This window comes from Litorilituus sediminis (assembly GCF_004295665.1).
Lineage (GTDB): Bacteria > Pseudomonadota > Gammaproteobacteria > Enterobacterales > Alteromonadaceae > Colwellia > Colwellia sediminis.
The window spans coordinates 464,943-478,303 of sequence record NZ_CP034759.1; the positions used below are offsets into that span (position 1 = coordinate 464,943).

General features: G+C 36.9%; 15 protein-coding genes. 4 read left to right on the forward strand and 11 right to left on the reverse strand.

Going from position 1 to position 13,361, the window contains the following annotated elements; all coding sequences use genetic code 11:
• Positions 1 to 193 precede the first annotated feature (193 nt).
• Positions 194 to 2,008 carry a winged helix-turn-helix domain-containing protein gene (locus tag EMK97_RS02160; RefSeq protein WP_130599016.1) on the forward strand — a complete coding sequence of 605 codons (1,815 nt, stop codon included), beginning with the start codon at positions 194 to 196 and terminating at the stop codon, positions 2,006 to 2,008.
• 232 nt (positions 2,009 to 2,240) lie between these two features.
• On the opposite strand, the gene EMK97_RS02165 is transcribed toward EMK97_RS02160, so the two are convergent.
• Entirely contained in the window at positions 2,241 to 2,648 is a 408-nt protein-coding gene (locus tag EMK97_RS02165; RefSeq protein ID WP_130599018.1) for a hypothetical protein, read from the reverse strand.
• 200 nt (positions 2,649 to 2,848) lie between these two features.
• Between EMK97_RS02165 and EMK97_RS02170 the strand changes: the two genes are divergently transcribed.
• Positions 2,849 to 3,892, forward strand: coding sequence for an IS110 family RNA-guided transposase (locus EMK97_RS02170; protein WP_130599020.1), 1,044 nt, complete (start codon positions 2,849 to 2,851; stop codon positions 3,890 to 3,892).
• Between the two features lie 475 nt (positions 3,893 to 4,367).
• On the opposite strand, the gene EMK97_RS02175 is transcribed toward EMK97_RS02170, so the two are convergent.
• The 9 genes from EMK97_RS02175 to EMK97_RS02215 form a co-directional block, all read right to left on the reverse strand.
• The gene (locus EMK97_RS02175; protein ID WP_130599022.1) at positions 4,368 to 4,796 is read right to left on the reverse strand and encodes a hypothetical protein; all 429 of its coding nucleotides are present in this window, start codon (positions 4,794 to 4,796) and stop codon (positions 4,368 to 4,370) included.
• A gap of 587 nt (positions 4,797 to 5,383) precedes the next feature.
• Positions 5,384 to 5,716: a hypothetical protein gene (locus tag EMK97_RS02180; RefSeq protein ID WP_130599024.1), complete on the reverse strand. Its 333-nt coding sequence runs from the start codon at positions 5,714 to 5,716 to the stop codon at positions 5,384 to 5,386.
• A gap of 107 nt (positions 5,717 to 5,823) precedes the next feature.
• A complete protein-coding gene (locus EMK97_RS02185) occupies positions 5,824 to 6,138 on the reverse strand; it encodes a DUF6980 family protein (RefSeq protein WP_130598665.1) in 315 nt (104 codons plus the stop codon).
• Between the two features lie 117 nt (positions 6,139 to 6,255).
• A complete protein-coding gene (locus EMK97_RS02190; protein ID WP_170176708.1) occupies positions 6,256 to 6,840 on the reverse strand; it encodes a M23 family metallopeptidase in 585 nt (194 codons plus the stop codon).
• Positions 6,841 to 7,318: 478 nt separating this feature from the next.
• Positions 7,319 to 7,540, reverse strand: a complete 222-nt coding sequence (locus EMK97_RS02195; RefSeq protein WP_130599028.1) for a hypothetical protein — start codon at positions 7,538 to 7,540, stop codon at positions 7,319 to 7,321.
• A 161-nt stretch (positions 7,541 to 7,701) separates the two neighbouring features.
• On the reverse strand, positions 7,702 to 8,097 hold the full coding sequence (locus EMK97_RS02200) for a hypothetical protein (protein ID WP_130599030.1): 396 nt from the start codon (positions 8,095 to 8,097) through the stop codon (positions 7,702 to 7,704).
• A 122-nt stretch (positions 8,098 to 8,219) separates the two neighbouring features.
• Positions 8,220 to 8,522 carry a hypothetical protein gene (locus EMK97_RS02205; protein WP_130599032.1) on the reverse strand — a complete coding sequence of 101 codons (303 nt, stop codon included), beginning with the start codon at positions 8,520 to 8,522 and terminating at the stop codon, positions 8,220 to 8,222.
• Between the two features lie 91 nt (positions 8,523 to 8,613).
• Positions 8,614 to 8,793: a hypothetical protein gene (locus tag EMK97_RS02210; RefSeq protein WP_130599034.1), complete on the reverse strand. Its 180-nt coding sequence runs from the start codon at positions 8,791 to 8,793 to the stop codon at positions 8,614 to 8,616.
• A gap of 274 nt (positions 8,794 to 9,067) precedes the next feature.
• On the reverse strand, positions 9,068 to 9,340 hold the full coding sequence (locus tag EMK97_RS02215; RefSeq protein ID WP_130599036.1) for a hypothetical protein: 273 nt from the start codon (positions 9,338 to 9,340) through the stop codon (positions 9,068 to 9,070).
• A 354-nt stretch (positions 9,341 to 9,694) separates the two neighbouring features.
• Between EMK97_RS02215 and EMK97_RS02220 the strand changes: the two genes are divergently transcribed.
• Positions 9,695 to 10,675 carry an integron integrase gene (locus tag EMK97_RS02220; protein WP_130599038.1) on the forward strand — a complete coding sequence of 327 codons (981 nt, stop codon included), beginning with the start codon at positions 9,695 to 9,697 and terminating at the stop codon, positions 10,673 to 10,675.
• A gap of 152 nt (positions 10,676 to 10,827) precedes the next feature.
• Here EMK97_RS02220 and EMK97_RS02225 read toward each other — a convergent pair whose 3' ends face one another.
• The gene (locus EMK97_RS02225; RefSeq protein WP_130599040.1) at positions 10,828 to 12,483 is read right to left on the reverse strand and encodes an SUMF1/EgtB/PvdO family nonheme iron enzyme; all 1,656 of its coding nucleotides are present in this window, start codon (positions 12,481 to 12,483) and stop codon (positions 10,828 to 10,830) included.
• 415 nt (positions 12,484 to 12,898) lie between these two features.
• Here EMK97_RS02225 and EMK97_RS02230 point away from each other — a divergent pair, with 415 nt between their 5' ends.
• Positions 12,899 to 13,348: a type II toxin-antitoxin system HicB family antitoxin gene (locus EMK97_RS02230; protein WP_130599042.1), complete on the forward strand. Its 450-nt coding sequence runs from the start codon at positions 12,899 to 12,901 to the stop codon at positions 13,346 to 13,348.
• Positions 13,349 to 13,361 lie beyond the last annotated feature (13 nt).

Consider the following 13,361-nt stretch of genomic DNA (forward strand, 5'->3'; position numbering starts at 1 on the left):
AATATGTATTATTGCTAGCTAATTTAATGCTTCATTAAGATCTTTGCAAAGCTCATATCAAACGTAGTTGTAACAAAAATTAATGTAACGCTAAGAAACTAGGACAATTTTTTTTACATATTACTTTACGCTTCATAATGACAATACGTTAAGATAGCTGTAAGAAATTTAATATAAAAACAATATTAATAACATGATTTACTGCTTTAATGATTTTGAGTTTGATTCAGACAGCTTAACCTTAACTCAAAACAAACAACCTATTACCATTCGCCACAATGAAGCTAAGATACTGGCGCTATTATTAAGTAAAAAAGACGAAGTACTTAATAAAGAAGCAATACTTGATTTGGTTTGGCAAGATAAAGTGGTTTCTGAGCAAGCAGTATTCCAAAATATTAGTCATCTACGTAATCTATTTGGCAATGCTGCCATAAAAACCTTCCCGAAAAGAGGCTATCAATGGCAACTTGCTACGACTCTAGCAAAGCCAGCGATAAAACAACAAGCCGTTGCAGAGCAAGTAATTGAGCATCCGCTTGTAGAAACGTTGCCAGCACAAAAAACAATCAGAAAACAAGCTTTGCTGTTATGTGTCTGTGCTATTTTTCTTGGTCTATTCATTATTTTTAGCTTTAATAATGACGAACAGCCGCCAGAGTCGGTTAACTTGGGTTATATCCCCATAGTTAACGATAATAACATTGCTGATTTTGAGTTAGTAAGCAATAAACAATTAAATATCACACCTATTACAAGTGTAACTAACAAGGAATTTGCGACCTCTTCAGAGCTTTATTACACCAATTTAAGAGAAGAATATCCGCTGATATTAACGGGTCAATACCGAGTGTTTGCTAAGCAACATTATCTCGACTTTATTGTTAAAGGACCCTATGACGATTGGCAAGGACAACTATCAGCAAATTCAAAAACTGAACTCGCCAGCAAGCTAGATAAACATTTAAGTCAGTTATTTATCTATTCACTCGTCAATAAACCACAATCTCCAGCAATAAAACAAGCAACCTTATCAATTGCTTATCAAGAAGCACCTAATGACCTCATTATTCTTGGCGCTCTGAGCAATAGTTATATTGATTTAGGCGAATTGGAAAAAACCATGGTATTGGCGAATAAGCTAGAACAAACAGCATTTCAGAACAATTCGCCGCTACAACAAGGCAATGCACTATTGTTACAAAGCACGGTATTAACACAAAAAAAATTAATTGAGCTCAGTAGTGATAAATTAACTAAAGCAATTAGTGTGTTTGAGTCTATTAATGATTTACATCGTCAAGCGGACGCTTGGAACGCACAATCTTGGCTTGATCACCAAAATAAAGATTACCCTAAAGTAAAAGAGAGCTTACTCAGTTCGGCAAAATTGGCATTAAAAGCCCAAGATATCCCGCGTGAATTACACGCCCTTACGTATTTGTCTATTATGGCGCATAAACATAAGCAAGAAACCGATAAGTACCTGTATTTACAGCAAGCTGAAAACAAGATGAATGCTTATCAGCTGCCCAGTTATCATTTTGCTAAAGTCCCTTTTCATTATGCTATTTTTGCGCAAAAGAAAGTCGCAAAAGAGCCTCACTTTAAACGGGTACTTGAATATAGCCAACTAACGCCAAATCATTGGGTTGCGCAAAACTCACGAGAACAATTAATGAAGTTCTACCTCGCTGAAAACCGATTAACGGATGCTGCTGCCTTATTAGTTGGTTTAGATGACAACAATACCCCAAATAATTACTTAAAAACCTTACTTGCCCAAGCGAATCAACAAAGTAGTGATTTTATTCATTATGCTCAGCAAACGTTTGAAACAGCACAATTATCAGGTAATAAACGCATTAGTTTAAATGTAGCCCTGCTCATGCTAACCAGCCAGGATAAAAGCATCAATGCAGACTTCTACGCGCAATATATTGATGAAAATGCCAATGACTTTTGGCGTAAGTCGAATAAAGAACAACTGATGGCGTTAAACTTATAATGGCTATGAACTCAGTAAATATTAGAAACCTTATTTGAACAAGTGCTACTAAATAAGTCTTAACTAATTCACTTAACTCGACCTGTCAGATGCGATTAATAAAGCTTTATCAAGTCTGGCAGTTAGTTATGCTTTTATAATAACTCATATTAAGAATACAGTGGTTAACAGTTTCGTTCATGACAAGTGTAAATTACGATAAGTTATCGAAGTTATAACACTTAGCTGATGATTATATAATACCTTGTTTTTTACACCACTCTCGTAATGCTTCTTCAGTATGCTTGGCTTCAAATTTATACCATTCTTCAATTTTACCAGCACCTTCTAGTAAAGATTTAAACCTTGCATAAGCACCTTTGCGATTAAAGATTGAACGTATTTTATCATATTCTGACGGTAGGTATTCTAGAGTAAAATCGAAGGCGAGATTATTGCCAAGATTCAATTCATTTTTATAAGGAATAGCTAAGTATTTTTCATCATTAATATCATCTGGCAGTTCCTCTTCATTGTCACCAAACGCAGAATAAAAATATGTTTTTCCTGATTCTTTACAAATATAGCCTTCATGCTCGAACGGAGAGCCAAAATTAACTAGTTCAAATAGCTCTAAAACATCATTAAATTTGATATTCATGCCGACCTCTGATTAATTTCACTAAGCAACTAATGCCGCGTTAATAAATACGTTTTGACTTGTAAAAGCCTGCGACGAAGGATCGCAAGCCAAGCGTTTTGCGTCCATGCCATTATTGACTTGATACTTATTGAACCTTCTCCCCGAAGCTTAGCGAACAGCTAAACTTCAAGGCGACAAAACCAAAAGGAGAAAGCTCAATGAAATTCTACACCAAATTACATGATTTTTACTGTGGGATCGACCTACATGCGCGAATTCTTTATGTCTGCATCTTAAATCATCATGGTGAAAAGGTACTTCATCAAAAAATTAAAGCAGAGCAAACCTTACTAAGTCAGCTTATTGCACCTTATCTTGGCAATATCGTTGTCGGTGTTGAATGTATGCACTGTTGGTACTGGGTCAGTGACTGGTGTGAGCAACAGGACATTGATTTTGTCCTCGGTCATGCGCTTTATATGAAGGCGATTCATGGCGGTAAAGCTAAAAATGACAAAATCGATTCGTATAAAATTGCCTGCTTGCTTAGAGGAGGTAATTTCCCACTCGCATATAACTACCCACAAGCCATGCGCTCAACTCGCGACCTATTGCGCAGAAGAACTAAGTTAGTACGTCATGGTGCACAGCTTAAAGCGCATATTGTTAACACCAACAGTCAATACAATTACCCTGCACTTGAGTTGCACATGAAAAATCCCTCAGTACGTGAAGCCTTTCGTCATCGCTTTGAAGATGATGTTGTTCAACGCAACATCAACTTTGACTTGGCGATTTTAGACAGCTACGCCAAAGAGCTGAAATACCTGGAATACTTTATTGAAAGAAAAGCCAAACAACATCGACCTGACTACTATGCACAATTAAGAACCATACCTGGCATAGGAATAATTCTTGCGATGACCATACTCTATGAAATTGGCGACATTGACAGATTCGAGTCGGTTCAAAAGTTTGCATCCTATTGTCGCTTAGTTAAATGCAAAGCAGAATCGGCAGGAAAAACCTATGGTACTTCAGGTAATAAAATTGGTAACGGTCATTTGAAGTGGGCATTCAGTGAAGCGGCGGTACTGTATTTACGGGGGAACGATAAAGCGCGTCGTTACTTGAACAAGTTACAAAAACGCATGAGTAAAGCTAAGGCCTTATCTGTACTTGCCCACAAAATAGGTCGATGTGTCTATTACATGCTTAAACATAAAACGGTATTTGATGATGAACGATTTTTAACGTCTTAAGTCGCACAATAGGGTGAGCTGGACATCTAACTGGAAAGTGAAGAACAGCTGTGGGTTATTTGCGAATAAATGTGTTTAAACACGTCAATGCAGGTAAATGTTGTCGTTGTATTAGCCTTTTGCGCTTGATTAGACAGCCTATTGGTGCGCACCAAAACAATGAACAAAATCGTTTACACCTTGGCTGAGCCTGAAACTAACTGAACATGGCTGATAGGCTATGAATCATTCGCTTGAATAGTGACAGCAAAGGTTAACCGATAACTGTCTAGTGCCCCAACATGGTTAAAGGATTGACTATGTTGGCAGTGATGAGATCACACTAAGAGAGCCTCAATATGTGTTTGTCGTAAATGATTTTAACGACTAACTGACAGAGCGAAGTAATTGGTTTTGTTGATTGAAAACAATTAGCTGCCTAACGGCAGCTAAAAAAATAACTATTGTCTATTGACGGGAAGAAGGTTCATATGTGTTATATTTTTTTTAAATAAGGAGAAACTAAATACATCGCTGAATTTCCCTCGATATGCCCATCACAATTACCACTTTTTACATCGTACTTGCTTACCACAGCTTCGCCTACATTCGGAAGATAAAGGGCTTTAGATACTCTCCTGCAAGTTTCTCCAATATTTATTTTTTTCTCGATAATCAAAATATATCCTCCTCCAATCACAAACGCATTAGGTATGTTAGTTTGAGACAAGTTAGCAATACTACAATCAGTATTTTTCCCAAATACGTTATTTATTTCCTGAAGAGAGTCATTTACTTGAACTTGAATCGTGCAAGGTGGTTTAAGTTGTACAGAATATTTTCCCATTACCCAAGGGAGTACTTCTTGAGATTTCACACAAAACGACCAAACCAAAAGAAGTATTGATATTAATAAGTATTTCATTATGCAAGTTTCCATAGCCAAATAGTTCCAGCATTCCAATATTCACTGCCTATAGCATGATCCTTATCCCACAAATCTATATGCCCTTGTCCTCCGAAACCAGGAATGTTCAACGCCACAATAATGGGCAAATAATGCTTGGCTAAAATAGCGACGCAGGAGCAAAAGCCAAGCTGTTATTTGTCCTGTTGATTGCCTTGTTAGTTGCTTGATATTTAAAGCAATAAATTAACAATACACTACCATGTTTCTATACCTTACGGAAGAAACCAAAAATATTCCCGCACTACACACTACAGCCTGAACTTTGAGCCTTAGAAACTAAAGTCAGTTTGAGCTTATAAGCGTGAAAGGCGAAAACTGGATTGGGCAGAGAGGAAGAGTGATTTTGTAGGCACTTCCATTGCCAAACCAAAGATTGAACCAGACACGAAACTACGTGTTAAGCACTGAACAAGCAAAATAAATTAAACTCATTTAGTGCGGGCAACTAACGCCGCGTTAAACGGCTTAGTAATGCTTGCTAAAATGTGAAGCGAAGCGGAACCGAGCAAGCTTTACGGTGTCCGATTTTTTTAAACGCCTTGTTATATTTCGTTTACTTCACAATAAGCAGCAATTCCTTGTATAAGGTCTTCTGCTTGCTTATTTTTGGCAACGAAAATCAGCCCTGACCAAACATCCCATTCAATACCAATTCGTTTAGTACCTTTAAGAAATGTTTGAAAAGCCTCGTCAGCTCCATTAATAGTTAACCCAAATGGAATTAACCCAAACTCTTTTGATATCTTCTTCTTCGCAGGTTTGTATTGGTCATACCTGCGTTCATTAATTTCATAGGTTAATTGACCAGAAAAGTTTCTTAAGAGAACTCCTTTTTCCAATTTTTCAATCAACTCTGATTTATCTTCTCTATCCATGATTAAGAAATACCAACGCCCACATTAAGAGGCGGATAATGCTTGGCTAAAATTTGCGAGGAACGAGCGTCAGCCAAGCGTTAGACGTCCCTTCCTTTAATTGCTTGTTAGGTGTACTTTCCACTCTCATGCCAAGCAGAAGATAAAAACTCTTTAGGAATTTCTTGCTCACTAGGATCATCAAAACCAAGCTCTTCCAATACATCAAACCATAAATCTCGTTTGGATTCTGGAAGCTTGAAACCACACCATGGGCAATAGCCAATTTCAATGCATGAGCTACCACCATCATGGATAATCAACCCGTATTCATCAAATTTAGCTGTGTAACTAATAAGCACATCAGGGCAATCAAATTCATAATCGTGCTGTTCACATTCTAGCGTCAGCTTCTGCTCCATTTGATTGCAACAATGTTTCATTTCCATGTACACCTAACGCTTTAATAATAGGCAGAAAATTATAGGCTACACTGCCGCCTCGCGGCAAGCCTATGATTTTATGTCCTTATTGATTAACTTGTTATGTACTTACTCTCTTTACTCCCTATCTGACAGAGATAGAGTCTTTTGATCAAATCTTATTTGTAATGGATTACCTTTTACATCCCAAGCTCCTATATGAATATGAGGACTTCGGCTATAACCATTATTACCAACTTTTGCTACAACATTTCCTTGTTTAACCAAATCACCTTTTTTTACCTTAATATCTCGCACGTGCGCTAGCAAAACCTTAGAGCCATTAGCAGTTTGAAAAACTATCGAACTTGCTCTGCCAGGAGTCATTATCCCTGGCTCATTCGTTACTTCATTTACACTGACGTCTATTACTTCACAATCACAAGGGGCCAATACATTTTTCTTAAAGCCAAACCAGTCTTCATTCTTGAATCCATCGTTAATAAATGACTTTTGAAATAAGCGTTTTTCGTCTTCATACCAACCGCCAATGACGCAATCTGTACCTAAAGCATCTCCTGCATATTTAAACTGTCCAGCCCAATGCTCAGTACATGAAAAAGTTTCTTTGTGAATAGAGTGAATTTTGATTAAGTCTTTCCCAAATAGAGGAAAACTAAAGAAAATGAAGATTAGCGAAAAAATTATGTTTTGAATTTTCAACGGACTTTTCCTTAAGTACATAACGCTTGCGTTAAGCGGCTAGAAAAGATGGATTGTGTTTTTGCCACTGCAAAAAACCGAGCCATACTTTTATTGTCCGACTTGAACGCCTTGTTAGTTTGCCCTTCGACAAACTATTTGATTTAACAATGGTTAGAACATACACCAAGAACTAAAAGAAGCATAGAACAACGCTATTTGCTTGATGTGTTACAACCGACTTAAAAAGTTTGAACATGTGAGAAGAATACGAAATGAGAACTTACTCCATGTTCACTTACAACGTGCTAAGAATTCAACTTAACACGATGAATGTATCAAAAGATACTTACCTAGAAAACTAGGCAATCTAACGCCCACAATAAGGGGCTGATTAATAGTTTGCTAAAATGTGAAGCGGAGCGAAACCGAGCAAACTGTTAGCAGTCCCGCTTTATTTGCCTTGTTAGGTATATTTACCCCAAATAGTGAACTATGTTTAATTTTTTTTGAGGACATCAAAATATGCATAAACCCATGAAAATATTATTAACACAGGAATGAATATTGCGCATGCGAGTAATAAGCCTTCCGGCTTAAAAACTCCAAACTTAGCGTATTTAACGCTAACACCTACAGCAGTAATTATTGAAATACCCAAAAACATTATAATGAAGACAAACTTTGCTTCTTTTAAAACTCTTTGATCTGTTACTTTCATTTAGTAGCTACCAAAACGATTTATAACCCAAAATCTAGATATACCTAACGCCCCAATAATGGGCAAATATCAGTTGGTTAAAATAAGCGACGCAGGAGCAAAAACCAACTGTTATTTGTCCTGATTAATTGGCTTGTTATGTTTAAGATTACGCTAAACTCTTAAAACTTTCTTTCTTGAACTTTTACAATTTCACACTTGCCTTTGCTAGAAAGGTAGGTTGGTTTTATTTTATCTGGGAATTCGACCGATGTAGTTTCGGTATTTACACTAGCGGATAAATCCACTCTACTTATTTCATAACGTCGAACCATTTTTATTCCTGAGAACATATCTATTCTTTGATATGTAATTTTATCCACAGCAAAAAAACCTTCTGAGTTAAACGCAAAACCTCCTTTTTGAGAATGAGTGATTTTTCCTGAATCTTCATCTACCTTTGCAGAAAACTTAGTTTCAGAATCATCGGATCCAACCAAGCACTCTAGGTAGACGGGTTTTGCGAAAACATTTATAGAAAATAAACAGACAGATGCGCCAAATAGATATTTATTCACCAAGCTTCTCCTTAAACATAACGCTCCGTTAAGGGGCGGATAATGCATGGCTATAATCGTGAGGAACGAACGTCAGCCATGCGTTAGACGTCCATGCCTTAAACGGCTTGTTATGTTTGAGATTAACTCAAACGGGCAATAATTTTTGCTGCCCACTTATCAAGTAGCTTTGCTGGTGCAAAAGATAAGCACAGACCTATTATTGGAAATAATGCCGTAAAAATTGCCGCCACAATTTTGTCCGTTTGGTCTTTAGTTGGAACACCATTGATTTCAATGGAAGCATTTGGGTCTAGCGCGGCTTGAGTAAAAACAAAGACCAAAATACTACCAACAAGTATCAATGTCCCACCGGCTAGGCGGCTTAACCCAACTACAATATCTACTTTTTTCTTTAAATCTTCTTCCATACCTGACTCAAACATAACGCCCTCGTTAATGGGCAAAATTTAGTTGGCTAAAATTGTTGAGGAACGAAACACAGCCAACTGTATTTTGTCCAGATTAAACAGCTTGTTATGTTACTTTTCTTTTAACTCTATTACCAGAGATGTCTCGCCAGCCATCAATCTCTGGGGTTGAGAGTAAGTAAGCAGTAAAAGTTACAATACCCAGAGTCTTTCTAATACGTTCAGCCCAAATAAAACCTACAATAACACCGATAAAACCACAGCCATACACCACATACAATGCCATTTCGTACTCTAGAAAATTGAAGGCTACAAGTCCTATTAATGCCAATAAGACAGTAGGGGTGATGACTATTTGAAGGTAGAACAAACTTATTACGAATATGCCCAAGAATAGAAAATGCCACTCAAGAGGCTTGATAATGATATTTTTAAGTGTGCTCCGCACGATGAGATATCCCTAGTAACATAACGCCTCGCTAACGGGCGCAAAATTGTTGGCTAAAATTAGCGAAGAATGAGCGCAAGCCAACTGTTTTGCGTCCACTTTAAGCGACTTGTTAACTGTACTTTTGAATAAGATCTCTAACCCAATTTTTTAATTTAGGGATAACTACCTCATTCTCTGATTCAAAACCTTCTTCATTAAAGTAACCTTCCATTTCAATACGGTATTGCCAATCTCTAGATTCTTGGAGTACAGAATATGGAATTGCTTCAAGAGCTTCTATTGCACTGGTAAATCTAGCCGCAAACTCATCTCGATCTTTGGGTGCAGCTTCGTACTTTTTAATTTCAATCAGCAACCTTTCTAAGATAGATTTGTTAGACATCCGATTCTCGAGCTACCTTGTACAGTTAACAGTATATTATGTAGACTTCTCAGTAATGTCCGCCTACTTCTATCCGTACAACCTACCAGAAAACCCAGCTAATTCAAACTATTAAAAACAAAACAGTTACCGAATATCAGAGGTTCAGGGATATTACGAAGATTTCATAGTAACACAACATATTAATTCCCCTGATTTAACCCATAATTTCAAAACGTTACTTATAGAGCAGTTCTACAACAGGATATTACTGAGAATTCTCAGTAATATCCTTTTCAAAAAAAAACTTTGCATAATTTCTGTTAAAAACTATAACTGTATATATATACAGCTATAGTTTTTGGAGGGTAGATAATGGCAAGTTCACCATTTTTAGAAAATATTCGTCATGTGCTCAGGACAAAGCATTATAGTATCCAAACAGAAAAAGCTTATTTAACATGGATTAAACGATTCATACTATATAACCAGAAGCGCCACCCTGCTGACATGGGTGAGGAAGAGGTTAGCAACTTTTTATCTTATTTAGCAGTTGATAGACGAGTTACTTCATCAACACAGAATTTAGCATTATGCGCAATTATCTTTATGTATAAGCATATTTTTGAGCGAGAATTAACGTTACTTGATGACACTGTTAGGGCAAAAGCGCCAAAACGTGTGCCTATTGTATTGTCGAACAATGAAGCGATGAAATTGATAAGCTTTATGCCTAGCCTCTATCAATTAATGTTTTCTCTGCTCTATGGAAGCGGTTTACGCAAAGCTGAGTTACTCCGTCTTAGAATAAAAGACATAGACTTTGACAATCATTCTATTTTTGTCTTTAGGGGTAAAGGTAAAAAAGATAGAGTTACCATGCTACCTCAAAGCCTTGTGCCGATGATCCAGACACAAATCTGTAAAGTGACAGCAATCCACAAAAAAGATCTTGCTGATGGTGAAGGAAAAACAAGTTTACCCAGTGGATTAGCAAGAAAATATCCCTATGCAATTACTGACATTAAATGGCAATATCTTTTCCCGTCAAGAAGTCGCTGCCAACACCCTACCGATGGATATTTTTGTCGACACCACCTGCATTGGAGTGCATTGACTAAAGTATTAAGAAAAGCAGTAATGCAAAGCGGGATCAAAAAGCATGTAACAGCACATACGTTTAGGCATAGTTTTGCCACACAATTATTAGTAAATGGTGCTGATATCAGAACGGTACAAGAACTATTAGGTCACAATGATTTAAAAACAACGCAAATTTATACTCATGTTATCGGTCAGCACGCGTCAGGAGTGTTAAGCCCAATTGATAAAAACCAATTAGAACATGCTAGGTAATAAATAGAGTGCCATATCTAGCTCGATCACAACATATAACCTAATAAAACAATAACTTAAAGGTAAACCATTGTTTCTAAGTTAAATGTAATTAAAAGGCGAACACTTCAAATATCGCCTTTTATGTATCTAATGCCCTGCCCTTAAATTATCTAAATAGTTTTAAAGTCTAACCAGTTAACGGCAAACATATCCTGTTCACCTTTTACTGTTATAAAGTGTTTACCGGCGGGTAACTCAATAGATAAGTCTTTTATTGTTTTCCAGCCACGTTCACCGCTAAGTTTTGGTGCAGCAAGTTTGGTATCGCCGAGCCAAATTTCAAATTGCTGCTCTTGACCCGAATGGAATACTCGTGCATCTAAAGAAAAAATTCGCGCTTTATCAATATTAACAATGTAGCTCGATTTATTTTTACCAATAGAGTTAATTATTTTATCCTCTTCAGGCTCTAACACTGAGTATTTCACTTCAATATCTTGAGCATAGCTATATGCCTCTCCTTCAATTTTTGTCGGTAAGGTATGTTCAGTGATAAAACCAGAGTCAACAAAGGTGCTTTTCATACTTTCTGTTTCATTATTGAGTGCGACAACATAGTAACGGGCGTTATGCTTTAATGGCGCTTTATCAATAAAACTGCTGCTATTGATCCCTTTTGCAATAGCTGACGTTGTATTAGTCATAGGATCTTGACGATACACGCTATAGCCAGTAACAAACTTCTCAGTGTTATTTTGCCAAGTTAATAACACCTTATCTTTGGCTGTAATTGATGAATTCAAACCTCGTGGCGCAGCTGGATAGGCCGGATTTTGTTTATGCTTAGCCTTAACTTTTGCTTGTGCTAAATTAAGTTGCTTAACAAACTGCTTATTACCTACCTGAGCAGGTAAAGCTTTACCGCCGGTATCAAGTGCTAATCTAAATCCTTCTAAAGCACCAAGAAAATCAGCAGACATGCTACCACGTTGACTAGATGGCCAAGGCTCCCAGTGCCAACTGCCACCTCTAACTACAGTTTCCTTACATTCCTTGGTTATAACGGCGCTACCATCAGTTGGCGCATTTTGATAATTATCTACATAACAATCAGCTAAGTACTCCATTACATTACCTACTAAATCGTATACACCAAATGGATTCGGCTTATAAAGTCCAACCATAGATAATGTCGCTTCATTATCACTACATTGCTCTACATCGCGCACATAGGCACCAGGAAATTGAGATGCCGACATATTCTTAGCATACCATTCAGATACATTGGCATATTCACATGATTTGTTAGCCTGCTTGTCTTCACCAAAAAAGTGACGGCTGCGCGTACCTGCCCGTAAGGTATACTCCCATTCAGCTTCTGTAGGCAATCGATAGTTTTTTCCCGTCTTCTCAGATAACCATTTTGCATAAGCAACGGCAGCTTTTTGCGGTAAACATACTACAGGGTGATATTTACTGAAGTTATATATGTTGGTATCCCAACTTGCCAATACCTCTCTATTTGCTCCACCAAGTACATACTGATAACAATTATCAGGCATTTTGTAATTGGTATCCTTAATGAACTTTTCAAATTCAGCGACGGTTACTTCGTATTTACCCATTTGAAATGCGGATACAGATACTTGCCTTATAGGTTGTTCATCTTTTTCGCCACGATCACTGCCCATATGAAATGTCCCCGCAGGAATATTTACCATAGGTGGTTCAATAAATTTTGCTTCGCCAGCAATACTCATTTGTACTGATAAAGCTAAGGTTGAAATAGCCAAAGTCATCGGCTTTATTACATTATTTTTTGTCATATTAACTCCTGTGTAGTTTCGCTAACACACTAGTAAATGACGTATAAATTGATCTTATGAAAAACCTATTTCAGCCGAGTTTTTATTAAAAAATAGAAAAATTATAGAAAAAATAACGGCCTTATTAGCCTTAATTCCAGCTTAGTTCCTGATTTGATCACCTCATATATAACAACGCTGATAACTCTATAAAGACATTTTAGATGATTAAATCTTTGCTCTACTTTTACTTGCTTAAAGAACTAGTAAATATTTACCAACTTATGTATGGAGTTATAAGAGTTATCAATCACAATTCATGCAGAGTTACCAGAGTTATACAAAAGGTGCTTTTGCGGGGTTGCTGGAGTTATACAAAAATGCTATTTTAGAGTTGTCAGGGTTATACAAAAAAAGATGAATAGAAGGTTAACTGATGAACTACCCTATTATGATTGAGCAATTGGCCAGCTTAGATGGTTATCAAGTTTCTGTGCCAGATTTACCCGGTTGTAAAACCAACGTAAGCACAATGGATGAAGCTTTTTCACAAAGTAAAAAAATCATTCAATCTCATTTAGCTATTTTGGCTGAGTACGGAGAAAGAATTCCTGAAGCGACGACAGTCGAGCAACAAAAAGCTCACTGGTTAACTAAGAATAATATTTATGCTGATGCTGAAAAAAAATTGGCGAATATAACTTGGGGAATGGTTGAGTTTGATATAACACCCTACTTAGGTAAAAGTCATAAAATCAATGTCACTTTACCTGAGTTATTAATCAAACAAATTGATGATCGAGTCAGTAAATCGATAAACTACAAAACACGCTCTGGTTTTATTGCCAAGGCATGTATTGCAGAATTAAATAAGAAAGAAGCGTAGTGATAAGCTGAAC

Excerpts from the sequence above, each read along its gene's own strand:
- EMK97_RS02180 (WP_130599024.1), bottom strand. The coding sequence starts at position 5,716 with ATGGATAGAGAAGATAAATCAGAGTTGATTGAAAAATTGGAAAAAGGA.
- EMK97_RS02205 (WP_130599032.1), bottom strand. The coding sequence starts at position 8,522 with ATGTTTGAGTCAGGTATGGAAGAAGATTTAAAGAAAAAAGTAGATATT.
- EMK97_RS02185 (WP_130598665.1), bottom strand. The coding sequence starts at position 6,138 with ATGAAACATTGTTGCAATCAAATGGAGCAGAAGCTGACGCTAGAATGT.
- EMK97_RS02230 (WP_130599042.1), top strand. The coding sequence starts at position 12,899 with ATGAACTACCCTATTATGATTGAGCAATTGGCCAGCTTAGATGGTTAT.
- EMK97_RS02160 (WP_130599016.1), top strand. The coding sequence starts at position 194 with ATGATTTACTGCTTTAATGATTTTGAGTTTGATTCAGACAGCTTAACC.
- EMK97_RS02165 (WP_130599018.1), bottom strand. The coding sequence starts at position 2,648 with ATGAATATCAAATTTAATGATGTTTTAGAGCTATTTGAACTAGTTAAT.
- EMK97_RS02210 (WP_130599034.1), bottom strand. The coding sequence starts at position 8,793 with ATGGCATTGTATGTGGTGTATGGCTGTGGTTTTATCGGTGTTATTGTA.
- EMK97_RS02220 (WP_130599038.1), top strand. The coding sequence starts at position 9,695 with ATGGCAAGTTCACCATTTTTAGAAAATATTCGTCATGTGCTCAGGACA.
- EMK97_RS02170 (WP_130599020.1), top strand. The coding sequence starts at position 2,849 with ATGAAATTCTACACCAAATTACATGATTTTTACTGTGGGATCGACCTA.
- EMK97_RS02195 (WP_130599028.1), bottom strand. The coding sequence starts at position 7,540 with ATGAAAGTAACAGATCAAAGAGTTTTAAAAGAAGCAAAGTTTGTCTTC.
- EMK97_RS02225 (WP_130599040.1), bottom strand. The coding sequence starts at position 12,483 with ATGACAAAAAATAATGTAATAAAGCCGATGACTTTGGCTATTTCAACC.
- EMK97_RS02175 (WP_130599022.1), bottom strand. The coding sequence starts at position 4,796 with ATGAAATACTTATTAATATCAATACTTCTTTTGGTTTGGTCGTTTTGT.
- EMK97_RS02215 (WP_130599036.1), bottom strand. The coding sequence starts at position 9,340 with ATGTCTAACAAATCTATCTTAGAAAGGTTGCTGATTGAAATTAAAAAG.